Raw genomic sequence first — 25,778 nt, 5'->3', positions numbered from 1 at the left:
ACCGTTCCCAGCCCACCCCACACAACGGACGTCATGAATCCCACTGAAGCCCCCGGGCCCTTCCCCCGGCCCCCCCGCGCCGAGGACACCGAATTCATCAAGCGCCTCGACTCCATGCTGGCGACGTTCCTGTCGGAACAGCGGGATATCGTGACCGGAATCTCGCCCACCGCCGTCGATCTCGTCGATTCGGTCGAAACCCTCATCCAGGGCGGCAAGAGGCTTCGGCCGCGATTCGCCTGGTGGGGTTATGCCGGGGCCGGTGGGGATCCCGCCGACGAGGCGATCATCAGGGCGGCCGCGGCCCTGGAACTGTTCCAGGCGGCGGCCTTGATCCACGATGATGTCATCGACCGGTCCGCGACCCGACGCGGCCGACCCAGCGTGCACAAATCCTTTGAATCCACCCATTCCCGGCTCGGCTGGGCCCGGGACGGAGCACGTTTCGGGGAAGCAGCAGCCCTCCTGGCCGGCGATCTCTGCCTGTCGTTCAGTGAACAGCTCTTCGCGACCGCCACGGACGCCGGTTCGCCGGCGCGGAGGATTTTTGACGGCATGCGCACCCAGGTCATGGCCGGGCAGTATCTCGACGTCCTGGAGGAGTCGGCGGGGCCTTCGTCATCCGATAGCGACGTCCTTGAACGGGCCCGGACGATCCTGAGATATAAATCAGCCAAGTACTCCACCGAGAACCCCCTGCTCCTCGGGGGCGCCCTGGCCGGGGCCGACGACCACCTGCTGGCCGGCTACTCCGCCTTCGCCTTGCCGATCGGCGAGGCCTTCCAACTCCGCGACGACGTGTTGGGCGTGTTCGGAAACGCCGAGATCACCGGGAAACCTGCCGGCGATGATCTCCGCGAGGGCAAACGCACCGAAATGATCGCCCACGGGCTGCTGCTGGCCTCTGAGGAAGACCGCGACTTCATCCAGAACCGTCTGGGGGCCGATGACCTCACAGCGGCGGAAATCAATCGCATGATGACGGTCCTCACCGATTGCGGGGCGCTGGCAGCGACCGAGGGGAGCATCGCCGCACTCTCGGCGCAGGCCTTCGATGCGCTCGACGTCTTATCCGTCACCGATCAGATCCGCGAACAGTTGCGCGCGCTGGGAAAGGCCGTCACCGAGCGCACGGCCTGAGCACCACCGCCGCCCGCCCGGGCGCCGCTGCTACCAGCCGAGGGCCTGGGCCCGGCGCCTGATCTCCGTCTTCCGCCCCTCACGCAGGGCCTGGATCGGCGTACCGGGCAGCGATTCATCGGGGGTGAAGAGCCAGCTGATCAGCTCCTCGTCCGTGAATCCGGCGTCGCCCAGCACCGTGATGGTGCCCTTGAGGCTATCGATGATCCGCCCCTCCAGAACGAATTCCGCCGGAACGGAGCGCACCTTGCGTGCGCCCACCCGCAATTCAACGATCGAGCGTTCGTCCAACAGACGGTGCACGTCCTTGATCGAGACGTCCAACGCCTCGGCTAGGTCAGGCAAAGACAACCATTCGGTCACGAGATTATTAAGAGAACTCACCACACAAGAATGCCACAATCCGTGCTCTCCCCGTCGCAATGCTCAGGTGACGAGCCACTTAAGACTTTTAGGAACGCATCACATGGTGTAAATTCACATGAGTCACAGTTGCAACATAGGTCACACGAGTATCGCGAAGCCCTGCCTGGCTTCAACTCGATGGTGATCTCTTCGGCCAAGGCCGTCGCGATCAGAGGATGTCTACATGCCCGAGCACCGCACCAGCGGCGCGCGTTCCTCGAACGTCTTCGTTCAGGGAGCCCGCAACCGTTCCATTTCCGGAGCCGTCGCAGCCGCGACGATTCCCGCCGTCGTCCTGTCAGGTGTGGCAGCAGCCGCCCCCGCAGCCGCCGTCGAGGCTCCCACGTCCACAGCACTTCTCACCCCGAAGACCGCGACTCCCGCGAACATCGCGGCCGCCCAGCAGCGCATCGCCGCCCATCTGGTGGCTTCACAGCTGCCGACCCGCCTCACCGTGGCCGCAGCGCCCGCCAAGAAGGTGACCGTCAAGTCAGGCGATACCCTCTCGGGCATCGCCCATCGACACGATATGCCGCTGTCGAAACTCCTCAAGGCCAATAAGCTCAAGGCCAGCGATCTGATCTTCCCCGGCCAGAAGCTCAAGCTCTCCGGTGGATCGTCCTCCTCCAAGTCCAGCTCGAGCTCCTCCAAGAAGAGCTCCAGCGGATCGGCGTCGACCTACACGATCAAATCCGGGGACACCCTCTCGGCGATCGCCGAAAAGGCGGACATGGGCCTGTCCAAGCTGTTGGCGGCCAACAACATGAGCATGTCCACGATCATCTACCCGGGCAAGAAGCTCAAGCTCTCCGGTGGGTCCTCCTCCAAGTCCAGCTCGAGCTCCTCCAAGAAGAGCTACAGCGGATCGGCATCGACCTACACGATCAAATCCGGAGACACCCTCTCGGGCATCGCCCACAGCAAGGGCCTCTCCCTTTCGGCCCTGCTGAAGACCAGCGGACTGAAGTCCAGCTCCATGATCTACCCGGGCCAGAAGATCAAGCTCTCGGGGGGCTCCTCGAACTCGTCCAAGTCCAGCTCGAGCTCCTCCAAGAAGAGCTCCAGCGGATCGGCGTCGACCTACACGGTCAAATCCGGGGACACCCTCTCGGCGATCGCCGAGAAGGCGGGCATGGGTCTGTCCAAGCTGTTGGCGGCCAACAACATGAGCATGTCCACGGTCATCTACCCGGGCAAGAAGCTCAAGCTCTCCGGCTCCGCCTCTTCCTCCTCGAAATCCAGCTCGGGTTCCTCCAGCTCGTCGAGCTCGACGAAGAAGAAGACCAGCAGCACCTACACGGTCAAGTCCGGGGACACCCTTTCCGGTATCGCCGGCCAGGCGGGGATGGGCTTGTCCAAGCTCCTGTCGGCCAACAACCTGAACAACTCCTCGGTCATCTACCCCGGACAGAAGCTCAAGCTCTCCGGCGGGTCCCCGGCCTCCTCGACCTCCTCGACCTCGTCGACCCGTAAGCAGCTGGTGCCGGATACCTTCCTGCACTATAAGTACCCGGCCGGCACGGTGAAGTCCGCGAACGACAATAAGTACACGCTGCTCTCGCGCAACCTCCCCTCACGGTCGGAAATGCAGTCGATCATCAGCAGCACGGCACGCAAGATGGGCGTCGACCCGTCCCTGGCCCTGGCCCACGCGTACCAGGAGTCAGGCTTCAACATGGCAGCGGTCTCCCCCGCCAACGCCATCGGTGCCATGCAGGTCATCCCGACCTCGGGTGACTGGGCGTCACAGCTGGTCGGCCGGAAGCTGGACTTGCTGAACCCCTACGACAACGCCACGGCGGGGGTTGCCATCATCCGTTCATTGCAGCGCACCAGCAGCAACGTCGAAGACGGCATCGCCTCCTACTACCAGGGGCAGGGCTCGGTGAAGCGCAATGGCATGTACAGCGATACCAAGACCTACGTGAAGTCGGTCAAGGCCCACCAGAAGAAGTTCAACTGATCAATCCCGGGTCCCCATGACGCCGGCCGGTCCCTTCGGGGACCGGCCGGCGTTTTTCCTGTTCACGGGTGCGCCCCTCAGCTGCGCAGCGGCAGGTCCAGGATGACATCCGTGCCGCTATGGGTTCCCGGCTCCCATTCGATGGTCCCCGCCAGTTCGCTGGTCACCAGGGTGCGAACGATCTGCAGTCCGAGTCCGTCCTTGCGGGGCTCCGAGCCCAGACCACGACCGTCGTCGGAGACGACCACGCGCAGCCGTTCGGTGCCATCGGCGATGGTGCGTCGCACCGCGTGGAGGCTGACCGTTCCGTCCTGCTCGCCCAGGCCGTGTTCGACGGCGTTGGAAACCAACTCGTTGATGACCAGCGACAGCGGGGTCGCCAGTTCGCTGGGCAGCCCGCCGAAGGATCCCGACCGTTCGGTGTGAACCACTTGACCAGGTGAGGCCACTTCGGCGGCCAACCTGAACTGGCGGTCGATCAATTCGTCGAAGTCGACACTCTGGCTCAGGCCCTGGGACAGCGTCTCGTGCACCAGGGCAATCGTGGCCACCCGGCGCATGGCCTGCTCCAGACCCTGCTTTCCGTCTTCGCTGACCATGCGGCGGGACTGCATGCGCAACAGCGCGGCGACGGTCTGCAGGTTGTTCTTCACCCGGTGGTGGATCTCCCGGATGGTGGCATCCTTGGAGACCAGCTCCATCTCGCGGCGGCGCAACTCCGTCACATCGCGACAGAGCACCAGGGCCCCGTATCGCTTCTTGCCATCACGTAGCGGGATGGCCCGCAGGGACAAGCTGACCCCGTTGGACTCGACCTCGGTGCGCCAGGGCATCTTGCCGGTGACGACCAATGCGAGGGCCTCGTCCACGAGGCGGCGGTCCCTCAGGAGACCGGTGGTGACCTCCGCCAGTGAGCGGCTCTCCAGGGAGTCGACCCCCCCGAGACGGCGATAGGCCGAGACCCCGTTGGGGCTGGCATATTGCACGATTCCCTCGGCGTCCAACCGGATCAGCCCGTCACCGACGCGGGGAGCCCCGCGTCGGGAGCCGGTGGGTGTCGCGAAGTCCGGCCACAGGCCCTGCATGCCCATGCGTAGCAGATCGGTGGCGCATTGCTTATAGGTCTGTTCCAGCCGCGAGGCCACCCGGGAGTTGGACAGATCCTGGTGGCTGGTGACGATCGCCAGCGTCCTGCCGTTGCGCACCATCGGGAACGCCTCGATGCGCATCGCCGACTCCTGCGTCCAATGCTCCTCCCCTGCGCGTTGGGATTCCCCGCTGGTCCAGGCCTGCTCGACCAGGGGGCGCAGGTCCTTGCGGATCCGCTCCCCCACGAAGTCGCTATGGAAGACGGTATGGCTGGTGGAGGGACGTACATGGGCCAGAGCCACATACGTCCCTCCGGCCGAGGGATGCCAGAGGACCAGATCGGCAAACGCCAGGTCCGCGACCATCTGCCAATCCCCCACCAGCAGGTGGAGCCATTCCTCGTCCCCGGGCCTGAAATCGGCGTCGTCCCGGACCGGATCGGTGAAGGTCGCCAAGAGCTACCGCCGCACGATCGAACGCAGCAGGCGCAGTGCCACCGATAGTGAAGCCATGTCATCGCGTTCGAGGCTGTTGACCTCATCGAACATGTTCTTCGCCCGGGCCAGGTTGTCGGCGTTCTGTTCTTCCCACTCCACGACCCGTCCCTCGGGATCGACCACCTCCGGTGCGGCCTGCAACGCCGCTCCGGTGATGTCCACCGCCGTGGAATACAGATCGTCCCGCAGGGCGGCACGGGCCAGCGCCTGCCACCGGTCCCCCCGCGGGAGCCGGGTGATGCGTTCGAGCAAATTGTCGATGCCGAAACGCGCGAAGACCACGTAGTAGACGGCTGCGACCTCGCGGGCCGGCAGTCCCCGGTCATGGGCGGCCTGGGCTATATCCAGCAAGGCAAAGCCCTCGAACTGCAAGGCCCAGCGCGAGGCAAGATCCTCGGGCAGGCCCCACTGGATCCCGTTGTCCTTCCACCGGGCCACCCGCTCGGCGTCAACGCCGCGCAGCAGGTCCCCCAGTTCGGCCTGCAGGGCGGTGACCGTCGGCTCGAAGGCCTCGATGTCCTGCTGGATGCTCGTCCCGGAACCGACATGGGAGATGAACCAACGCGTGGCCCGGTCCAGCAGCCGGCGCATATCCAGTTGGATGCGGCACCAGTGCTCGACGGGGACGCTGGCCGGCAAACCGGTCACGGCGTCCACGAAGTCATCCAGGGCGTAGATCTCCCGCAGGGCCACGAATGAACGGGCCACGGCTTCCTCGGAAGCGCTGGTCTCCTCCAGCACCCGGAACGCATAGGTGATGCCACCCATGTTGACCATGTCGTTGGCCACCACGGTGCTGACGATCTCCCGGCGCAGCGGGTGGGCCAGGACATCCTCGGGAAACTTCTCCGAAAGCTGCACCGGGAAGTACTCGCGCATCGTCCGGTCGAAGTACGGATCATCCGCCAGCGTGGTCTGCGCCAACGCCGTGGCCAGCTGGATCTTCGAATAGGCCACCAACACGGCCAGCTCGGGAGCGGTCAGTGACTTGCCCCCGGCCAGGCGTTCCTCCAGTTCCTCCGTACTGGGCAGGAACTCGAGCTCGCGGTCCAGATCGGCATGCTCCTCCAACCAGTCCATGAGCCGTTCGAAGCTCGGGCTCCATTCGGAGAGATGCTGCTTGTCGTTGACCAGCAGGATGTTCTGGTCGACGTTGGTCCGCAGCACCAGCCGCGCGACCTCGTCGGTCATCGAATGCAGGAAGTCCGCCCGCTCGTCCTCGGGCAGCTTTCCGGCAGTGACCATCCGATCGATCAGGATCTTGATGTTGACCTCGTGGTCGGAGCAGTCCACCCCGGCGGAGTTGTCGATCGCGTCGGTGTTGAGGATGACCCCCTTCAGCGCTGCTTCAATGCGTCCGCGCTGGGTCATGCCCAGGTTTCCGCCTTCGCCGACCACCCGGGCCCGCAGATCCTTGCCGTCGACCCGGATCGCGTCGTTGGCACGATCCCCGACATCGGTGTGGGATTCCGTGGAAGCCTTCACATACGTGCCGATGCCACCGTTGTAGACCAGATCCACTGGCGCCGACAGGATGGCGCGCAGCAGGTCCGGGGGCGACATCGACGTCGTCCCTTCCGGCAGCCCCAACACGTCCCTGACCTGGTCGGAGATCGGGATGGACTTGGACTGGCGTGGATAAACACCCCCGCCTTCGCTGATCAGCGAGGTGTCGTAGTCGCCCCAGCTCGAACGCGGTAGCTCGTATAGCCGCTGGCGCTCGGCGAAGGACGGCTTCGGATCCGGATTCGGATCCAGGAAGATGTGCCGGTGGTCGAAGGCGGCAACCAGTTTGGCGTGCTCGGAACGCTGCAGCCCGTTGCCGAAGACGTCCCCGCTCATGTCGCCGATGCCGGCCACGGTGAATTCCTCCGTCTGGGTGTCGATTCCCAGTTCGAAGAAGTGCCGTTTGACCGACTCCCAGGCGCCACGGGCCGTGATGCCCATGGCCTTGTGGTCGTAGCCCACCGATCCGCCCGAGGCGAAGGCGTCGCCGAGCCAGTGGCCCCGGGCCAGTGAGATCTCGTTGGCGGTATCGGAGAAGCTGGCCGTGCCCTTGTCGGCGGCGACGACCAGGTAGGTGTCGTCGTCATCCAGGCGCACCACGCGGTCCGGGACGACCACCCTCTCGGTGTCACCGTCCCTGACCAGGTTGTCGGTGATATCGAGCAGGGCCGAGATGAAGATCCGATAGGCGGCCTTGCCTTCCTCGATCCAGGCATTGCGATCCACCGAAGGGTCAGGCAGGTTCTTCGCGAAGAAACCGCCCTTGGCGCCGGTCGGGACGATCACGGCGTTCTTGACCATTTGTGCCTTGACCAGCCCCAGGACCTCCGTCCGGAAGTCCTCCCGGCGATCCGACCAGCGCAGGCCACCGCGGGAAACCTTGCCGTAGCGCAGGTGCACGCCTTCGACGCGGGGCGAATAGACCCAGATTTCGTATTGCGGCCGCGGGAACGGGGCCCCGTCGATCCGCCCTGGTTCGAGCTTGAAGGACAGGTGGATGGTGTCCTGGTAGTAGTTGGTCCGCGTGGTGGCGTCGATGACGTTGACGAAGCGGCGCAGCAGCCTGTCGGCGTCAAGGGTCGCCACGTGTTCCAGCCCGGTCTCCAGCGCGGCCCGTGCCGCTGCGGTGCGACGCGTGCGTTCGGCGTCATCGAGATCCGGGTCGAAGGTGCCCTCGAACAGGTCCACGAGGGCCTCGGTCACCTCCGGGTTGGCCAGCATGGTATCGGCAATGAACCCATAGGAGTTCGAGGCACCGAGTTGGCCCAGGTACTTGGCGTACGCCCGCAGGACCGCCGTCTCCCGCCAAGACAGGCCCTGAGCGAGGATGAGCCGGTCGAAGGCGTCGGATTCGGCCCGTCCCACGAAGACCGCACCGTAGGCCTCGGTGAGCAGGTCACTGGTTTCGAGCGGGTCGATGCCCTCCGGATACTTCAGTCCCAGGTCGTAGAGGTAGAACTTCTTGCCGTCGCGTCGTTCGATGGCGAACGGCTTCTCGTCGACGACTTCCAATCCCTGGTGGGACAGCACCGGAAGGATCCGGCTCAAGGACAGCGGTTCGGTCAGGTACAGGTTCAACCGGGCATCCACGCCATGCTGGTCGGCCACGTTGGAGGGGACGTAGACGTGGAGCACGGGGCCTTCGTGCCCGGGCTCGTCATAGGTGGAGAAGCGTTCGATGTCATCGAGTGCGTCCTCCACTTCGAAGTCCACGCGGTAGGCCTGCGGGAAGGCATCGGCCCAAAGCCGGGACATCTCGGCGGCTTCGCCTCGCTCGAAGCGACTGCGCACCTCCTCGTCCACTCCCTCGCCCCAGGACCTGACGGCCCGGACGAGCCGCTGTTCCAGCTCCTCGCGGGAAACCTCAGGCGTCTGCTCACCCAGGGGCAGTCGGACCCGATAGAACAGCCGCACCAGGGCGGATTCGTTCATCTGTACTTCGTACTCGGTGGAATCCGAGGCGTAGGCCTTCTTCAGTTCCTCCTCGATGCGCAACCGGACCGCCGTGGTGTACCGATCGCGGGGCAGGAAGACCAAGGCGGACATGAACCGTCCGTAGATGTCGGGCCTGAGGAACAAACTGGTGCGACGACGTTCCTGCAGCCTGAGGATCCCGGTGACGATACGCAGCAGGTCCTCCGTTTGGATCTGGAAGAGTTCGTCCCGGGGGTAGCTCTCCAGGATCGTCAACAAGTCCTTGCCCGAATGGGAATCAGGGGCGAATCCCGAGGCCTTGAGCACGCGCTCGACGTTATCGCGGGCCACCGGGACGGTCCGGACCGGGCGGGTATAGGCACTGGTGGCAAAGAGGCCGATGAAGCGTCGTTCGCCGGTGACGTTGCCCTGGGCGTCGAAGCTCTTGACCCCGATGTAGTCCAGGTAGACCGCGCGGTGGACCGTGGAGCGTGAATTGGCCTTGGTGATGACCAGTGGACGCTTTTCCCGGGCCTTGTCCCTCCCCAGTTTCGTCAGTTCCTGACGGAGCATGGTGGTGCCCGACCGGCGCATCAGGCCCAATCCGCTCTCGGAACGCACGTGCAGGACATCCTTTCCGTCCTCCACGGCCAGATCGTATTCGCGGTATCCCAGGAAGGTGAAGTTGCCTTCGTCCAACCAACGCAACAGCTCGGCAGCGCTATCCAGATCGGGGATCTCGTCGTTGACATCTGCCAGCGAATCAGCGATTTCGTGGGCCTTGGCACGCATCGGCGCCCAGTCCTCCACGGCGTCGCGGACATCGGACAGGACTTGTTCCAGGCCCTCGACCAATGCGGTGACCCGCTCCGGTTCCGGCGTCCCGGCGATTTCGATGGCGATCCATGATTCGACGGTCGATTTACCGGTCTGGTCCATGAAGGCGGAAAGGTCCGGCAAGGCAGCAGTATCGCCCGATGATGTGGCCTCGGCGGTGTTGACCGGTTCGATCGTGGTCGCAATTCCCTCCTCGTCCCGATGGACCAGGAACGTCGGGTGGACGACCAAGGTGATGCCTTGTTCCTGCTGGACGATCTCCGCGGTGACAGAGTCGACCAGGAAGGGCATGTCGTCGGTGACCGCATAGACGACCGCACGGTCCTCCTCCAGATCCACCGCGACCTTCGCCCGTCCCCGGTCCCGCTGGTGCCCGAGGCCCAGATGCACCCCGACGCGGTTCCGCAGCTCCTCCGGTGGATACGTTGCCGCATCCTCCGGTGAAAGGTGCCCGTAATAGGCCTCGGCGAACTGGGGGGTGTTGGTCTCGGCAATGAATCCTGTAGGACTGCCCGACTCCGACGACATCAATTAACGCCTCCGTAAAAGGATGAGGACCGCGCCTTTGCGGTCTCGAACACCTCAAGACTAACCCGCGGACCGGTTAGCTCCCAATGGGCTGTATCAGCGATTGAAGAACCCTGCACGACGCCTGACTTCCACCGAAACCAGGGCCGCGATCCCGGCCCGCAGAACACTCTCGGGAGCCAGCTCTGCCAGCACGCTGCCCTGCAGCAAGGCCCGGTCCGCGGTGTCCGGTTCCCAGGGCAGCAGCCCGTCGATCCCGCCACCGGGACCAAAGCGCTCCCAGCTTTCCACCAGGGCCCGTTCCGGGGCGGGTCCGACCGCCGAACGACGCACCCGGTTGAAGACCACCCGGGGAGTCGTTCCGGGCAGGATCTCGCGCAGATCCTCGAGGCCCTTGATCATCCGGGGAACCCCGACGCTGTCGGCCGAGCCGACGGCGATGACCTCGGCCGCCGACTCCAACACGGCCAGGGCCGCACCATTGCGTTGCGGGGCGGACGTGTCATACGTCAGGTCCTCGTCGCGTTCGAGGAAGGAGGCGACATCGACGACCACCAGGTCGGCCCGACGACGCACGAAGTCCAGCACCCGGGCCAAGGCCCCGGCCCGCAGTTCGGGCCATCGTTGGGGCCGGGACAAGCCCGTGGCCACCCGGAGCGTTGTCCCTCCGACCGCGACCACGGCACAGGAGCGTTCGAACCCCGCCTCGTCGAGCATGCCCTGGTCCGAGAGCCGGCATAGTTGTGCCAGCCCCGCAGCCTCGTCGAGCAGCCCCAGATGGACGGCGACGCTGGCGCCGTAGGTATCGGCGTCGAGCAGCACGACCCGTTGGCCGTCCATGGCCGCTTCGGCAGCCAGGTTCACCGCAACCAGGGTCTTCCCAGTCGATCCCGCCGGGCCCCAGACCGCCAGGATCCGTCCCGGGGCCGGCTCCGGGATGTGCTCCGTCCTTGCGGGGGACTGCGCCCGGCGTGCACCGCGTGGCGCTGGACGGTGGGCGCCGGAAACCAGGAGTTCGAGCAGATCCGAGACCGACTGCTCCTGCGCGGTTTCCGGTTCCACGCCCAGACCGAGCCCGGCGAGCCGCCCGGCCTGGGAGGGTTCATCCGTGATGGCCACCGCCGGGACGCCGTGGAAGGACAGCTCGTCGGCGAATTCCGCATCGATGTCCATGGGCGGTCCCAGCAACAACGCGGCATCGGCCAAGCCGGATTCGGCCAAGGCCACGACCTCGCCCAGTTCCTCGCAGTGCCTCACGATGGTGACCATGCCGCGCAATCGTTCAAGACGGTCCGCCAGGTCCCCGGCCCGGCCCCAGACCACGACGGCGATACTCATCCGGCAGACCCTCCGCCGGCGAACACCACGGTCAGTTGCGCTTCATTGGCCAAGGCGGAAATCATCCCGGGCAGGTCCTCATCGGTCACGAGGAGCTCAACCACCTGCCCCGAGACCCCGCCGAAACCGGAATCGAGTTCGCGGATGGCACTGACCTCCACGGTTTCCAACAGTTTCTTCGGTTCCTGATAGGTCGTGGAGTCCTTGGCCCGTTCGGCGGCCCACACATCAACACGGGTGCCCACCGCCACCGCCACCGGCAGGTCCCGGGACAACTCGACGGAGAGGGGTTTGCGGTTCTGCGGGTCGCGGCCGCCCAGCGAGGCAAGGGGGACCAGTTCACCGCTGCGGATCAGCGTATTGGCCCGAAGATCCTCGGACGGGGCCTGCCGGGCGGTGAGGTATTGGTCCTGGACGGAATCCAGCCGCACATCGACAACGTCCAATCCGGAGGCTTCGATCTTCTCCCCCATGCTGATGTCCTGGCTGGCCACGTATACCGGCACCGTCTTGTTCTGCCAGGACAGCAGGGTGAGGACTCCGGCCACGGCGCCGATAACCAACAGGATGCCAACGATCAGCCGGGGATCCCTCCACCCGGGTTTGCGCAGTCTGCGCGCCGGTTGGCTGTGCTGTACATCGGTTGCCACGCTGCCTCTGCTTCCCGCCGACTGTGATGACACAGACCGCGTTGGTGGGAGAAGTTACGGTGAATGATTCCTCCCTACGCGTCAACACTAATGACTAAACCCCCACTACCCAAGGGGTGGGCCCGATCTGTGGATCGTCGGCGGCCATCAGCCCTCATGACGCAGGACGGAGATCGAGGCGAATGGCAGCAGGGCAACCGATCTGACCTCGGCGCTGCGACGGTACCCGTCGGCCGGATGCCGGGCCAGGCGCAAATGGTCGGCACCGGCATGATCCAGGGTCCCGGTCCCCAAGGCGGCCCCGTCCACGGCCCACACCGTGACCCGCGCCCGGTTGCGCACCAGTGAACGCAGGGCAGCACCCTGGCTGAGCCGGCGTCGTACCGCGGTCTGGTCCACGACCGCGGCACGCTCTCCGGCCACTTCGATCGACCTGATGCCGGGAGCCAACACCAGGTATTCGGCATGGCCCTCGAGCAGCGACAACCAATTCGCCCCCACATGCACCAGCACCCCGCGCAGCCGCTGACCGGAGAGCAGGTCCAGCGTGATCTCCGCGCCCGTCTGGCCGGCGAGATAGTCCCAGAGGCGCAGCTGGGACCGCTCGATCCGGACCATCTCCTGGATCTCCACGGTGCGCTCCCGCGCCCGGACGGCATTGAGCTGGGACTCCAGATCGGCGAATAGTGATTCCCAGCGCATGGGCCCACCCTATTCCCACCGATTTCCATTCGGCTCTGGACAGCGGGGATCCCGAGTGCCATGCTCGATCTCAATCAACACCAAATAACATCAAACTGCATCAAATGAAAAGAGTGATGGAAATGGTTCCAGGACCGACCGGTGACCCCCGGCAGACAGCCTCGGGGGTGAGCGGGGTCCTGATCGGACTCTGCACGATCCTGCTGTCGCTCTGTGCGGTGATCCGACTGTCCGGCGGACCCGAGTGGGGCGATGCGGCGACGCGCTCCCCCGCCAGCTGGGACCGCAGCGCCGCCCTCTGCTGCGTCGTGCTGGGGCTGGCGGTCATCGGGTGGTGGATTTTCAGCTTCCTGGCCGCCTGCCTCAGTGAATTCCTACGCCGGAGAGGACGGACGGCGGGCGCCGATCGCACCGCACGGCTTTCGCCGGTCTTCATGCGCCGGGCGGCGGCAGCCCTGCTCGGCACCCAACTCCTGATCGTCCCGGCCGCCCACGCCCTCGCACCGGTTCCCCCCGTCGCTGCCTCGTCTGCCACCTTCCGCATCGCGGTACCGGAGCTGGCACTCCAGGACCCACGGTCCACGGTGCCCACGGCGTCCTGGACCGAACGGCAGCTACCCACCCCCCGGTGGAATGCCGAACGGCCGGCAGCACCGATGGAGCGGCTGATGGGCAGTCCGGCCGATGCCCCCGCACCGGGAAGGACCGTGGTGGTCGGCGCCGGGGATTCCCTCTGGCGGATCGCCGCACGGATGGCCGGGCCCGGAGCCAGTGACGCACAAATCGCCCATGCCTGGCCCCGCTGGTACCACGCCAACCGGGATGCCATCGGCCCGGACCCCAACCTGTTGTCCATCGGAACCGTCTTGACCCGGCCTCCGGCCGAGTTGGACCACAACGGAAAGTAGGAGCCATGAGCCAGTCAGCACAACCGGAACCCCCGCCGCCGGGCCCCGTGAACGGCCCCGGGATCGGACCGGGGTTTTCCGCCGGAACACCGGAGGCAATGATCCGCCCCCTGCCGGTGCGCAAATTCGCCGATCTGCTCCCGGCAACCACACCCCGCTACCCCGCCAGCACTTCGAACGGGTCCGCTGCGGACCCCAGGGTTCCACCGGCACGGCACGACGCCGCGGAGGCGTCCCGGCGGGAGGAAGTCGCCCATGTGCAGACGATCGTGCGCATGGTTGCCCTGGCGGCCTTCGAATCGATGACGGGGGTCAGACCGGTCCACCAGCTGGCCCGCTGGCTCGAGGCCGGCCAGTACGAGAAGCTCCGTTGCCGGGTCGCCCTGATCAACGCGACCCGACCCGATGACGGAACCCGCTCCCGGCGCAACACCTCGATCAGACGGACCCGGCTCTGCCCGGTGGCCACCGGCGCCTACGAGGCGAGTCTGGTGGTGGCCGAAAACGACCGTGTCCGTGCCGCCGCTCTCCGGGTGGAGCGGCGACACGGACACTGGACCGTAGTCGATCTGCAGTTGGGTTAGCTGCGCTTGGCCTTCTTCGAGCGCCGCTCGGCCCGGTTGGCCTTGCCCTTGGTCTTGGCCGCCGCCGAGGCCGACCGCTCGACCCGGGATTCCGCTTCCCCGTCCTCACTGGGTGAGGTGTACTGCAAGGTCGAGGGAGGGGCCGGCGCATCCAGGCCGGGGGTGTTGAGCACCGGCGTCGTGGTGTTGGAGCGTCCGTCGGTGACCCCGGGCAAGGACACCGGGGTCGGTGCGGCGACCTCGACCTCGAGGTTGAACAAGAAGCCGACGCTTTCCTCGCGGATGGCCTCCATCATGGTCTGGAACATCACGTAGCCCTCGCGCTGGTATTCGACCAGCGGGTCGCGCTGGGCCATGGCCCGCAAGCCGATGCCCTCCTTGAGGTAGTCCATCTCGTAGAGATGTTCCTGCCATTTGCGTCCGATCACGCTCAGGACCACCCGGCGTTCGAGTTCACGCAGGTTCTCGGCACCGATGGCCCGTTCGCGTTCCTCGTACTGGACGCGGGCGTCGGAAAGGATTTCCTCGTACAGGAACTCCGGGGTGATGCGGCCGGGGCCGCCACCTTCTTCCAGGACCTCCTCGATGGTCAAGGCGATCGGGTACAACTGCCCCAGGTTCGTCCACAACTGCTTGAAGTCCCAGTCGTCGCCGTGCCCCGAGCTCGTCGCCTCGGACACCATGGCCTTGATGGCGTCCTCCAGGAAGTGCTGGACCTGCTCCTGCAGGTCGCCACCTTCAAGGATGCGCCGGCGGTCGCCGTAGATGGCTTCGCGTTGGCGGTTCATGACGTCGTCGTACTTCAGGACGTTCTTGCGCTGTTCGGCGTTGGTCGACTCGACCTGGCCCTGGGCGGTTTCGATGGCCCGCGACACGATCTTGGACTCCAGGGCCATGTCCTCGGGCATCGAGGGGTTGTTCATGATCCGCTGGGCAGCGTTGGCGTTGAAGCGCCGCATCAGTTCGTCGGTCATGGACAGGTAGAAACGGGACTCCCCCGGATCGCCCTGACGTCCGGAACGGCCGCGCAACTGGTTGTCGATACGGCGGGATTCGTGGCGTTCGGTGCCCAGGACGTAGAGACCGCCCAACCCGCGGACCTCCTCGGCCTCGGCCTTCACGCTTTCGCGGGCGGCGGCGAACACGTCGTCCCAGATCCGCTCGTATTCCTCCGAGTCGCGCTCGGGGTCGAGGCCACGGCGCTCCATGTCGGCGACGGCGAGGAACTCGGCGTTGCCGCCGAGCATGATGTCGGTACCGCGGCCGGCCATGTTGGTGGCCACGGTGACCGCACCCTTCTTGCCGGCCTGGGCGATGACGGCGGCCTCACGGGCGTGTTGCTTGGCATTGAGCACCTCATGGCGCACGCCCTCCTGGGCGAGTTTGCGGGAGAGGTATTCGCTCTTTTCGACGCTGGTGGTACCGATCAGCACCGGCTGTCCGGCGGCGTGGCGTTCCACGATGTCCTGGGCGACGGCATCGAATTTGGCGATTTCGTTCTTGTAGATCAGATCCGACTGGTCCTTGCGCACCATCGGTTTATTCGTGGGGATCTCCACGACACCGATGCTGTAGGTCCCCATGAACTCGGCCGCCTCGGTCTGTGCGGTACCGGTCATGCCGGAAAGCTTGGCGTACAGACGGAAGTAGTTCTGCAATGTGACCGTGGCCATCGTCTGGTTCTCCGCCTTGATCTCGACGTTTTCCTTCGCCTCGATCGCCTGGTGCATGCCTTCGTTGTAGCGGCGTCCCGCCAGCGTACGGCCGGTATGTTCGTCGACGATCATGACTTCGCCCTTGATCACGACGTAGTCCTTGTCCTTCTTGAACAATTCCTTGGCCTTGATGGCGTTGTTCAGGAAGCCGATCAGCGGGGTGTTGGCCTCTTCGTAGAGGTTGTGGATGCCCAGGTGGTCCTCTACCTTTTCGATCCCCGCCTCCAGCACGCCCACGGTGCGCTTCTTCTCGTCGACCTCGTAGTCGGTGTCGACGTCCAGGCGGGTCACCAGCCGGGCGAACTCGCTGAACCAGCGGTTCACATCCCCCTGGGCCTGGCCCGAGATGATCAACGGGGTCCTGGCCTCGTCGATGAGGATGGAGTCGACCTCGTCAACGATGGCGAAGTTGTGGCCGCGCTGGACGAGTTCATCCTTGCTCCAAGCCATGTTGTCGCGCAGGTAGTCGAAGCCGAATTCGTTGTTCGTCCCGTAGGTGACGTCCGCTTCATACTGCTGACGGCGCACCGAAGGATCCTGGTTGGCCAGGATGCAGCCGGTGGTCAGGCCCAGGAAGCGGAAGACGCGCCCCATCAGGTCCGACTGGTACTCGGCGAGGTAGTCGTTGGTCGTGATGATGTGCACGCCCTTGCCGGAGATGGCGTTGAGATAGGCAGGCCCGGTCGCCACCAGCGTCTTGCCTTCACCGGTCTTCATTTCGGCGATGTCACCCAGATGCAGGGCCGCCCCGCCCATGAGCTGGACGTCGAAGTGACGCATGCCCAACGTGCGGTCGGATGCCTCGCGGACCGCGGCAAAGGCCTCGGGCAGCAAGGAGTCCAGCGAAGCGCCCTCTTGGAAGCGCTTCTTGAAGTCCTCGGTTTCGGCCCGCAGATCCGCATCCGACATGGCCCGGAATTCGTCCTCAAGCAGGTTGATGGCCTGCGCGTATCCGCGCAGTTGCTTCAGGGTCTTCTTGTCGCCGGTCCGCAGGACGCGTTCTAGCAGTGATGCCACGTGGTAGCTCCAAATCTCAGGCACAGGAATTCTGGCTTGACCAGTCTACGGGAGACACGATCGGCGGCCCTTTCAGGTTCCCGCGCTTCGTGTCCCCACCGTATTGGCCAGTTCTAGGGAAAGGTTACCCTCCAGTTCGACCTGCACCGATTCCAGACCGAGCCATTCAGCCATCAGGGAAAGCTCGGACGCCAGTTCCCGGGCGGTTTCAGCGGGTGCCTCCGGTTCGGCGTGGCTGGATCTGACCAGGAGCACTCCCCGCGCCCGATCGGCCTTGAGATCCACCCGGGCCACGAGGTCCTGGCCCAACAGGAAGGGCAGGACGTAGTAGCCGTAGCGTCGTCGGGCGGCCGGGGTGTAGATCTCGAGCCGGTAGTGGAAACCGAAGAGCTCCTCCAGGCGCCGTCGTTCGAAGACCAGCGAGTCAAAGGGGCTGAGCAGCGCCCGGGCCCGTGCCCGGCGCGGTTTGAGAGCCTGGTGGTGGAGGTATTGGCGGCCGGGCCACCCCTGGACATCGACCAGTTCGAGCACCCCGTCCTCGACGAGTCGTTCCACGGCTTCGGCCGCGGCGCGGACCGGGAGCCTGAAGTAATCGGCCAGGCAACGCACGGTGCCGATGCCGTGAGCCCTGGCCGCGGCCTCGATCAGCCTGCGGGCGGAGGTGGAGCGCTCGGCGTCGGTGGCCGCGACGACCATGCCACCTCCGACCCCCTCGATCGCCCGCGGCGGCCCCGCACTGCGGGCCTGTGGGGGAAGGACCGTGGAGATGGGGGCATAACGCCGTTCGAACTGGGTGCTGCGGTTCACGGAGCCGACCTGCCCGAGGGCGAACATGGCTTCCAACGCCTCCTTCACCGAGGAGCGGTTCCATCCCCAGCCGGAACGGTCGATCACTTCATGGTGTCCCAAACGAGTCGCCACCTCACGGGCCGTCAGCGGCCGTGAGGAGCCCAGCAGGTCAAGGATCCGGTCGGCCAGTTCACCGAGTTCGGGACGATCGGGGGTGAAGCTGCCCATCCAGGTCCGTCGTTGCCACAGCAACAGGTCGGCGTGGTGTTCGGGCCGGATGAAGCTTGCTTCGTGGGCCCAGTACTCCACCATCCGCCGTGGCGACCGGGAGGACAACCGGTCCAATGCCGCCCGATCGTAGGGCCCCAACCGGGCGAAGAGCGGCAGATAGTGGGCCCGGGTCAGGACGTTGACCGAATCAATTTGCAACAATTGCAGGCGCTCAAAGGTCCGGCCCACCTGCCGGGCGGTCGCCCGGCGGGTGGGCCGTTCCTGATGAAGTCCCTGGGCCGCCAGCGCAATGCGCCGGGCCTGGGCCAAGGTCATCGATCGGGTCATGGAGCCCTTTCGGGCCCCGGAGCCGTCATCACACGGCGGCGCCCTGCGAGCCACGGTACTTCCGGGTCTCCACCGTCTCCTCGTCGGAGTGGTTGTCGTCGAGGGTGATCACCCCGTAGTTCCATTGCCGCCGGCGGTACACCACCGAGCTGGCCCCGGTGTCGGCATCGACGAACAGGTAGAACGGGTGCCCGACCAGTTCCATGCGGTCCACCGCATCGTCCACGCTCATGGTCTCGGAGGGGAAGACCTTACGGCGGATCTCGACCGGGCTTTCCTCGGCGGCTTCGGCTGCTTCGCGTTCCTGGTCCTGTTCCTGACGGGTTTGTTCATGCAGGGGCATGGTACTGCTGACCGGTTCTAGGGTCGACGTCGCCTGGAACACCGCCTTGGGTGTCTGCCGGCCGTGGTGGACCTTTCGCCGATCGCGGGCCCGCCGCAGCCGCTCGAGCAATTTGGCGAAGGCCGTATCGAAGGCCGCGAACTTATCGGCCGCCTTGGCCTCGGCACGGATGGCCGGGCCGCTGCCCACCACGCTGATCTCCACTGTCAGCTGGGCTTCGGCCTGCCGGGCGTTGGGTTCCTTGGTGACCTTCACGTCGAGGCGCTGGACCTTGCTGGCCAACTGCTCGATCTTGCCCGTCTTCTCATCCGCGTATTCGCGGAATCGATCGGATACCGTCACATTGCGCCCGGTGATGTGCATCTCCATGGTGTCCTCCTACTGACCTCGGGTGACACGACAGCGGCTGAAAGTCTCTCCTTTCAACCGCTGAAGATGGGTTCTTCTCCTCTTGGTGAGGTGCCCATACTCAACCGTAATCCAGCGCGCAGGTTAATCAAGCCTTCCCACCGTTCATTTCGTGATCCACGTCACTCGACATGTGGTCTGGCATCGAATTCCTCAGCGTCCCGGCCGGGATCCGGTGGGCGTGTCGCTCCCGTCGGGATCCGGGGCGCCCACCGCTGACCCGTCCCCGTGCCGCGGTGCAGCGGTCGCGGCCAGCACCACGGCACCCTCGACCCGGACCCCGGCGGCCTGGAGTTGGTGATGCGCCCGGGCCAGGGTGGCCCCGGTGGTCAGCACATCATCCACCAGCAGCACCGGACGGTCGGGGATCCCCCGCGTGCGACGCAGGACCAGTTGTGCGGCACTACCCGAGCGGGCACGCCGGCCCTTGGTCTTCTGCGCGGCCCCCGCCCATGGCGGTCCGGGGCGGACCCGCAGCATGCGGGCGAGGCTGGTCGACGGCGGCAACAGGGCCCGGCGCTGGATCCAGGTCAACAGCACGTCCACCGGGGCATAGCCGCGGCGGGCCCGGGCGATGCGGGTCGAGGGGATCGGCACCAGCACCACCCCGTCGTCAAAGCCCTCCCCGGCGACCCGCAGGGCCCCTGCCAGGGCCGGGCCCAACACCCCGGCCAAGGAGACCCGTTGGCGGTTCTTGAACGCCAGGACGGCGGCCGAGACCTCCCGGGCATAGACTCCCCCGGCCACCACGGCCAACGGTTCCCCCTTCGGATCCAACGGGAGGGACTCGGCCCCGTCCTGGGCCTGGAAGGGACGGACGGTCGCGGCCCGGAAGGAGCCCCGGCAGGACCGGCACATCACCACATCGGGCCGGCGGCAGAACACACAGTCGCTGGGCGCCGCCACCGAACCGAGTTCGGCCAGGGCCGACAGCGGCCCCCGGACCGAGGAGGAGAAGGCCACCGAGTCCAGGCGACGACCCCACCGATCGGGTAATGCCGGGTACTCCATGCCTTCATGGTCCCCGGGGCGGGCCATGTCTGGAAGGTCCGGACCAGCGGCTGTGGACAGCGGGCCGCTACCCCGGGTAGGCGAGCTGGGTGGCCTTGCCCTCACGCTTCTTCCAGGTGGAGAAGACCTGCGAGTAGACCCCGTCGGGGGTTTCGGCGTAGACCGTACGCTGGTCTCCCGGGCCGGCGGAGATATTGGTCATCCCCAACAACGGTTCCAGTTCCTTGGTGCTTCCATCCAGGGAGAGTTCTTCGGCCTGGACGGCCTTGGTGTCGCTGGGTTTCATCACCACCACGGAATCCGAGGAGTTCCACACCCCCCGCTCCACCGGAACCGAGGAGTCCAGCTTCAACGGATCGGTGAACCCGCGCGGGACGCCTTCGCTGTCACGGATGATGCCGGTGATGTAGACTCCGGTCGTGCCCTTGACCTTGGCGATCACCAGGGCCCGGGCCCCATCGGGGGAAACCCGCAGGGAGGTGACATCCGCCTTGGACATCCATCCGGCATTGACCTGGCGTGAGGGGCCGTCCTTCTTCGTGTCCGAGGGGGTCGCCCTGACCCGGGTGCGTCCGTCGTTGCCGACCGTCCACGTCCAGCCGTGGACGTCGATGCTCGGACGCAACAACTTCTGCCCGGTGGTCGCCTCATGGACCACCCCGGATTCGTCCACGGTGAACAGTTGGGTGCGCTTGCCGTTCAGGAAGGCAAAACGATTGTCCGCGGGAGACATGGCCGGGTCGCGGGGCTTATGCGAGGAGATGTCCTGGACCCCTCCCACGGGGACGACGCCGTTGCCCTGGTAGAACACCAGGGAATTGTTGGCGATCGCGATCTGGGTGTTCGGCACCGAGGCCTCGACGATGGCATCGGTGAACCCCTCGGCCACGCTGCCCAGGCTCACGGCCCGTTGGGCGACCGTCATCGTGACCGTGCTGACGTTCTGGATCTGGCTCAGCGTCAATTCGAGCTGCTGTTGCATCAGTTGTCGTTGCAGCTCGTTGGCATCGGTGAACGTCGCCTCGTTCAGGTCCACCGTGGCCCGCTTGGACTCCACCGGCACGGAGGCCCGCGCCAGTTCGCTGCCTTCGGGGAAGGCACTGCTGACGGCATTGCGCAGATAAGGGGCGGGGCCGGCCAACAGTGCGGCCGTGACGGTCGCGGACAGGCCCTGCCGCGTGGCGAACCACCGGTAGTCGGCCACGGCGTAGGTGTCGGTGGAATCGTAGAAGTACAACGGGTAGGACTTGAACACGATCGCGAAGCTTCCCTCGTCCATCATCGTGCCATCCGGGACCTTCGAGAGCCGCCATTGGCCGTCGACCTGGACCAGTTCGAAGTCCACCGACTTCGTGGTCCGTTCCTTCTTGCGTGTCAGGAGCCCGTATTCGTCGATGCTGGAGGTCTCCGAGACCTCCACCGTGTAGCTGCCTTTTTCGACATTCTCCACGATGTTGGGTTCGGAGGTATAGACGGTGGTCCGGTCCGCGGCCCGCCATTCCCGGGAGACATCCCGGGCCAGGTATTCGCGGGCCACGCTGTAATCGTCCTGCGGGTCGATGCCCGCGCGCAGGAACCCCTCGATGATCTGCTGCGGGGAAGCATCCTTGGTGGGCCCGGGAGGATCGAAGGCATAGGAGAAATCGGATTGGCCGGCGGCTTCGGGGGCACTGGTGCCCACGGGCCCCGACGTCGGGATCGAGGCACAACCGGTGATGACCAACAGGACCGCGACGAGGGCCCCGAGTACCCTGGTGACCCGGGCCCCGCCGCCGTGCCATGCCCTGTGCTTAAGCATCCTGTCCTCCCTGTTTCCCGGTGCCGGGCTCGTCGTCGGCAATGCTTCCCGGGTCCTGTTCCTCCGGCCCTCCCGCGGCAGCCCGGTCATCACCGTGGGGGTCCATCCGGTCCGGGGCGGCGGGCTGCTGGTCGTCGGGGTCCGGGGAGGGGGACACCGCGGTGGCCCGCTCGGCCGGTGGAACCGCCCGCAGGATCGAGCCGGGCAAGGCGAGGTTCCCGGTGGGCAGGGTGGGCAGGGTGGGCAGCGAGGCCGTGTACGGGGCGGGCTCCCCCATGCCCAGCGACTGGCCCAGCGCCAGCTGGGTATGCGGCATCAGGGGCAACGGCGAGGAACCGAGCAATTCGCCCAGATGCCGTGGCAACGTCAGCCGGAAGCAGGCTCCTTCGCCCTTCTCACCCCAGGCCTGCAGCCACCCACCATGCAGGCGGGTGTCTTCGGTGGCGATGGATAGTCCCAACCCACTGCCTCCGGTGGTCCGGGCCCGGGCGGGATCCCCGCGCCAGAACCTGTCGAAGACGCGCGAGGCCTCTTCGGGGTCCATTCCGATCCCATGGTCGCGCACGCTGACCGCGACCGCGTATTCATCCTGGCCGACGGTGATGTCGATCGGATTCCCGTCCCCGTGTTCGACGGCGTTCATCACCAGGTTGCGGATGATCCGTTCGATGCGGCGCGGGTCCATCTCCACGGCGCACCCCTCCTCGGGGAGGTGGACGCGCAATTCGGATCCGAGGTTCTCCGCATGCAGGCTCGCGGTCTCCACGACCCGCCGAACCACCGGAACCAGATCGAGGACCTCGGCATCCAGCAGCGCGGCCCCTGCGTCGAAACGGGAGATCTCCAACAGGTCGTTGAGCAGGGTCTGGAAGCGTTCGACCTGGTTGTAGAGCAGTTCGGCGGAGCGCCGGTTGATCGGGTCGAAGTCCTCGCGGGCGTCGTGGAGGACCTCGGCGGCCATGCGGACCGTCGTGAGCGGGGTGCGCAGTTCGTGAGAGACGTCCGAGACGAAGCGCTGCTGCATCTGCGACAGGGTGGCCAGCTGGGTGATCTGGTCCTGGAGGTTGGTGGCCATCCGGTTGAACGAGATCCCCAGCCGGGCGATCTCGTCCTCGCCGTGGACCTCCAGGCGTTCCTGCAACTGTCCGGCGGCCAACTTCTCCGAGGCCGAGGCGGCGGTGGAGACCGGGCGGACCACCAGACGCGTGGTGTACCAGGCGATGCCGCCGGTGACCAGGAGCAACAGCACCCCACCGATGGCCAGCACCCGGTGGATGAAGTCCAGGGTCTGCTGTACCGAATCCAGGTCGTAGACCAGATACAGGGCATAGTCGCGCCCGGGCGGCAACTGGACCGTGGTGCCGAAGGCCAGACCGGGGGTGTCGTAGCTGGCATGCGGGAAGCTGATCGATTCCCAATAGACCCCGGGGCTGTCCTTCACGGTGGTGGACAGGGTGTCGGGGATGACGGCATTGGTCAGTCCACCACTGGCGGTGTTGGGGACATAGATGTTCTCGGAGCTGGGCAGCGGGGTCAGGATGAAGTCGCGTTGGACGCTGGCACCATCACCCTCGACCAGCTTCAACGTGTCATTGACGAAGGCCACGGTGCTGGAGCGGTCGGTGGTGGCCGCGGACTCGAAGTTGGATTTGACCTGGTTCAGGCCACGGACCGATTCCTCCTGGACCTGGTTGAAGCGTTCCTGGAACAGGCCGTCGGCGATCTGGTTCGACAGGAAGATCCCGGCCCCGAGCATCGCCAACGCGGAGAGCAGCACGGTGGTGGCCACGGCCCGCAATTGCAGCGAGCGCCGCCACGCGGTGACCATGCGTTTCCACCGGGAGCCCTCCCGGTCCGCCCGCGGGCGCAGCAGGAAGGCCCGGGAGACTGGCGGCTCCCCGTCGTCGGGTTCCGCCGCCGGGTGGTCCGCGGCGGAGGTCTCCATGCTCAGCCCTGTCCGGCCTTGTATCCGACTCCGCGCACGGTCAGGACGACTTCGGGGTTCTCCGGGTCGGTTTCGACCTTGGACCGCAGCCGCTGCACATGGACGTTCACCAACCGGGTATCGGCGGCATGCCGGTAGCCCCAAACCTGTTCGAGCAGCAGTTCACGGGTGAAGACCTGCCACGGTTTCCTGGCCAATGCCACCAGCAGATCGAATTCCAGCGGGGTCAACGAGATCGGTTCCCCACCCCGGGTCACCGAGTGCCCGGCCACGTCGATCACCAGGTCCGCGATCTTCAGCGTCTCCGGGGCATGCTTCTCCCCCGGACGCATCCGGGCCCTGACCCGGGCGATGAGTTCGGCCGGCTTGAACGGCTTCGGGACGTAGTCGTCGGCCCCCGACTCCAGTCCACGGACCACATCGGCGGTATCGGATTTGGCCGTGAGCATGACGATCGGGACATCCGCTTCGGCCCGGATCAGCCGGCAGACCTCGATGCCGTCCATGCCCGGCAGCATCAGATCCAGCAGGACCAGATCCGGTTTGACCTCGCGGAAGGTGTCCAGGGCCTGGGCCCCGTCGTAGCAGAAGACCGGGTCGAAGTCGTCGTTACGCAGCACGATGCCGATCATCTCGGCCAGCGCCTCGTCATCGTCGACCACCAAAACTCGGGCCTTCATGGCACCCCTCTTCCGTCTGAACGTCTCACTGGTGTCTCTTTGAACCTGCCCTCCACTATAGGGGTCAGCGGTGCGCCCCCTGCAGCGGCGCACCGGGCCCCGTTAGGCTGGTTCGGACACTGACGCGATGCGAGGGGCACCAACGGCATGACTGAATACCCACCCAACCCCGACGACCTGCCCGGTTCCGAGCCCGGTCAGGATGCCGGAGTGCCGGAGGGCGCCGGAATCCCGCCGGCTCCCGGGGGCTTCGAACCACCGGCGGCGCCCGGCTGGCAGAACCCACCGCAGCAGGGGTGGGGGGCCGCACCGGGCCAGGGCTGGGGCCACCCGGCCCCCGGCTCCTGGGGAGGACCACCGGGCCCCGGCGGAGGGATGCCGCCGCCCGGCCAGGGCTTCCCCCCGGCGGGCCCCTACGGATATGCCCCGCCGCCGAAGCCCGGGGTCGTCCCGTTGCGTCCACTCGGTCTCGGGGACATGCTCGACGGCGCCTTCCAGGCGGTCCGCCGCAATGCCGGTTCCACGCTGGGCCTGTCGGTGATCGTCCAGCTCTTCATCGGAACCATCAGCGCCCTGCTGGCCATCCCGTTGCTCTCCGTCATCGCCGACCCCGGCTTCGCCGACGGTGCCGAACCGGATTTCAGCGCCCTGGCCGGATCCTTGATCACCATGGTCGCGGGCAGCCTGGCGGCCGGGCTGGCCTCGGTGTTCCTGATGATCATCGTCCAGGGGGCCATCACCATCCCCGTGCTGCGGGCGACGCTGAACCGCAAGACCCGCTTCGGGCAGGCCCTGCGGATCCTGCGCCCCTCGATCGGCAGGCTCCTGCTGGTCGCGTTGCTGTACCTGATCGCCGGGATCGCGGCGCTGGCCATCTGCGCAGGCATCGTGACCCTCGTGGCCTTCAACGCCGATACGGCCGCCACCTTCACCACGGCGGCCATCGTCGTGGTGCTGGCCATCCCCACCACGCTCTGGATCTCGATTAAACTGACGTTCACCGTCCACGCCGTCGTGGCGGAGAACCTGCCACCGCTGGCGGCCATGGCCCGATCCTTCGCCCTGGTGAAGTCCTCCTGGTGGCGGTGCTTCGGGATCCTGCTGCTGACCGGCATCATCGTCGCGATCATCACCAGCCTGATCACTTCCCCGCTGAGCATGATCTCCGGGTTGCTGGGCGGGATGCTGGCCCCCGAGGATCCGGCGGCCCTGGCCGGCCTCCTGGTCAAGATCGGCTTCGTCAGCACGATCCTCGGCGGTATCGCCGCGGGACTGGGCTTCGCCTACGAATGCTCGGTCACCACGCTGCTCTACACCGATCTGCGGTTCCGTCGCGACGGTTTCGACATGACCCTGCTGCGTGAATTCGACAGCGGCATCGATGCCCCGATCCCGGGCCTGCCGACCGTCCCCCCGGCGGGCAACTCCCCCGGCTACCCGGCGGGCCGCTGAC

Annotated in this window: 18 protein-coding genes; 5 read left to right on the top strand and 13 right to left on the bottom strand. The window is 66.1% G+C overall.

Features of this window, described 5'->3' with window-relative positions:
- Positions 1-33: 33 nt before the first annotated feature.
- Positions 34-1,140: a polyprenyl synthetase family protein gene (locus tag ACT3UE_RS07755; RefSeq protein ID WP_444554393.1), complete on the top strand. Its 1,107-nt coding sequence runs from the start codon at positions 34-36 to the stop codon at positions 1,138-1,140.
- 30 nt (positions 1,141-1,170) lie between these two features.
- On the opposite strand, the gene ACT3UE_RS07750 is transcribed toward ACT3UE_RS07755, so the two are convergent.
- Entirely contained in the window at positions 1,171-1,503 is a 333-nt protein-coding gene (locus ACT3UE_RS07750; protein WP_444554427.1) for an Rv2175c family DNA-binding protein, read from the bottom strand.
- 226 nt (positions 1,504-1,729) lie between these two features.
- Between ACT3UE_RS07750 and ACT3UE_RS07745 the strand changes: the two genes are divergently transcribed.
- Positions 1,730-3,508, top strand: coding sequence for a LysM peptidoglycan-binding domain-containing protein (locus tag ACT3UE_RS07745; RefSeq protein WP_444554392.1), 1,779 nt, complete (start codon positions 1,730-1,732; stop codon positions 3,506-3,508).
- 77 nt (positions 3,509-3,585) lie between these two features.
- On the opposite strand, the gene ACT3UE_RS07740 is transcribed toward ACT3UE_RS07745, so the two are convergent.
- The 5 genes from ACT3UE_RS07740 to ACT3UE_RS07720 form a co-directional block, all read right to left on the bottom strand.
- Positions 3,586-5,052 carry a sensor histidine kinase gene (locus tag ACT3UE_RS07740; RefSeq protein ID WP_444554391.1) on the bottom strand — a complete coding sequence of 489 codons (1,467 nt, stop codon included), beginning with the start codon at positions 5,050-5,052 and terminating at the stop codon, positions 3,586-3,588.
- Positions 5,053-5,055: 3 nt separating this feature from the next.
- On the bottom strand, positions 5,056-9,879 hold the full coding sequence (locus ACT3UE_RS07735) for an NAD-glutamate dehydrogenase (RefSeq protein ID WP_444554390.1): 4,824 nt from the start codon (positions 9,877-9,879) through the stop codon (positions 5,056-5,058).
- 96 nt (positions 9,880-9,975) lie between these two features.
- Entirely contained in the window at positions 9,976-11,217 is a 1,242-nt protein-coding gene (locus ACT3UE_RS07730) for an AAA family ATPase (protein ID WP_444554389.1), read from the bottom strand.
- Positions 11,214-11,867 (bottom strand): hypothetical protein, encoded by a 654-nt coding sequence (locus tag ACT3UE_RS07725; protein WP_444554388.1) that lies wholly within the window; start codon positions 11,865-11,867, stop codon positions 11,214-11,216. Before ACT3UE_RS07725 ends, ACT3UE_RS07730 begins: the two co-directional genes overlap by 4 nt.
- 147 nt (positions 11,868-12,014) lie before the next feature.
- A complete protein-coding gene (locus ACT3UE_RS07720) occupies positions 12,015-12,569 on the bottom strand; it encodes a hypothetical protein (protein ID WP_444554387.1) in 555 nt (184 codons plus the stop codon).
- A gap of 104 nt (positions 12,570-12,673) precedes the next feature.
- Here ACT3UE_RS07720 and ACT3UE_RS07715 point away from each other — a divergent pair, with 104 nt between their 5' ends.
- Positions 12,674-13,477 carry a LysM peptidoglycan-binding domain-containing protein gene (locus tag ACT3UE_RS07715; RefSeq protein WP_444561490.1) on the top strand — a complete coding sequence of 268 codons (804 nt, stop codon included), beginning with the start codon at positions 12,674-12,676 and terminating at the stop codon, positions 13,475-13,477.
- 5 nt (positions 13,478-13,482) lie between these two features.
- Positions 13,483-14,061 carry an Rv3235 family protein gene (locus tag ACT3UE_RS07710; protein ID WP_444554385.1) on the top strand — a complete coding sequence of 193 codons (579 nt, stop codon included), beginning with the start codon at positions 13,483-13,485 and terminating at the stop codon, positions 14,059-14,061.
- Here ACT3UE_RS07710 and secA read toward each other — a convergent pair.
- The 7 genes from secA to mtrA form a co-directional block, all read right to left on the bottom strand.
- Complete coding sequence (gene secA / locus ACT3UE_RS07705) at positions 14,058-16,793, bottom strand: preprotein translocase subunit SecA (protein ID WP_444554384.1); 2,736 nt, start codon at positions 16,791-16,793, stop codon at positions 14,058-14,060. The genes ACT3UE_RS07710 and secA overlap by 4 nt on opposite strands.
- A gap of 72 nt (positions 16,794-16,865) precedes the next feature.
- A complete protein-coding gene (locus ACT3UE_RS07700; protein WP_444554383.1) occupies positions 16,866-18,140 on the bottom strand; it encodes a winged helix-turn-helix domain-containing protein in 1,275 nt (424 codons plus the stop codon).
- Between the two features lie 28 nt (positions 18,141-18,168).
- Positions 18,169-18,852 (bottom strand): ribosome hibernation-promoting factor, HPF/YfiA family, encoded by a 684-nt coding sequence (gene hpf / locus ACT3UE_RS07695; protein WP_444554382.1) that lies wholly within the window; start codon positions 18,850-18,852, stop codon positions 18,169-18,171.
- A gap of 192 nt (positions 18,853-19,044) precedes the next feature.
- Positions 19,045-19,929: a ComF family protein gene (locus ACT3UE_RS07690; RefSeq protein WP_444554381.1), complete on the bottom strand. Its 885-nt coding sequence runs from the start codon at positions 19,927-19,929 to the stop codon at positions 19,045-19,047.
- 40 nt (positions 19,930-19,969) lie between these two features.
- On the bottom strand, positions 19,970-21,700 hold the full coding sequence (locus tag ACT3UE_RS07685; protein ID WP_444561489.1) for an LpqB family beta-propeller domain-containing protein: 1,731 nt from the start codon (positions 21,698-21,700) through the stop codon (positions 19,970-19,972).
- Positions 21,693-23,645: an MtrAB system histidine kinase MtrB gene (gene mtrB, locus ACT3UE_RS07680; protein ID WP_444566501.1), complete on the bottom strand. Its 1,953-nt coding sequence runs from the start codon at positions 23,643-23,645 to the stop codon at positions 21,693-21,695. Before mtrB ends, ACT3UE_RS07685 begins: the two co-directional genes overlap by 8 nt.
- A 2-nt stretch (positions 23,646-23,647) precedes the next feature.
- On the bottom strand, positions 23,648-24,325 hold the full coding sequence (mtrA, locus tag ACT3UE_RS07675) for an MtrAB system response regulator MtrA (RefSeq protein ID WP_444554378.1): 678 nt from the start codon (positions 24,323-24,325) through the stop codon (positions 23,648-23,650).
- Positions 24,326-24,472: 147 nt separating this feature from the next.
- Between mtrA and ACT3UE_RS07670 the strand changes: the two genes are divergently transcribed.
- Complete coding sequence (locus tag ACT3UE_RS07670; protein WP_444566500.1) at positions 24,473-25,777, top strand: hypothetical protein; 1,305 nt, start codon at positions 24,473-24,475, stop codon at positions 25,775-25,777.
- Position 25,778 lies beyond the last annotated feature (1 nt).

The sequence above is a fragment of the Arthrobacter sp. 179 genome, from assembly GCF_052379645.1.
In the GTDB taxonomy this organism is placed as follows: Bacteria; Actinomycetota; Actinomycetes; order Actinomycetales; family Micrococcaceae; genus Arthrobacter_H.
Note: the sequence above shows the minus strand (reverse complement) of the source record. Positions and strands in the feature narration are given on the sequence as shown.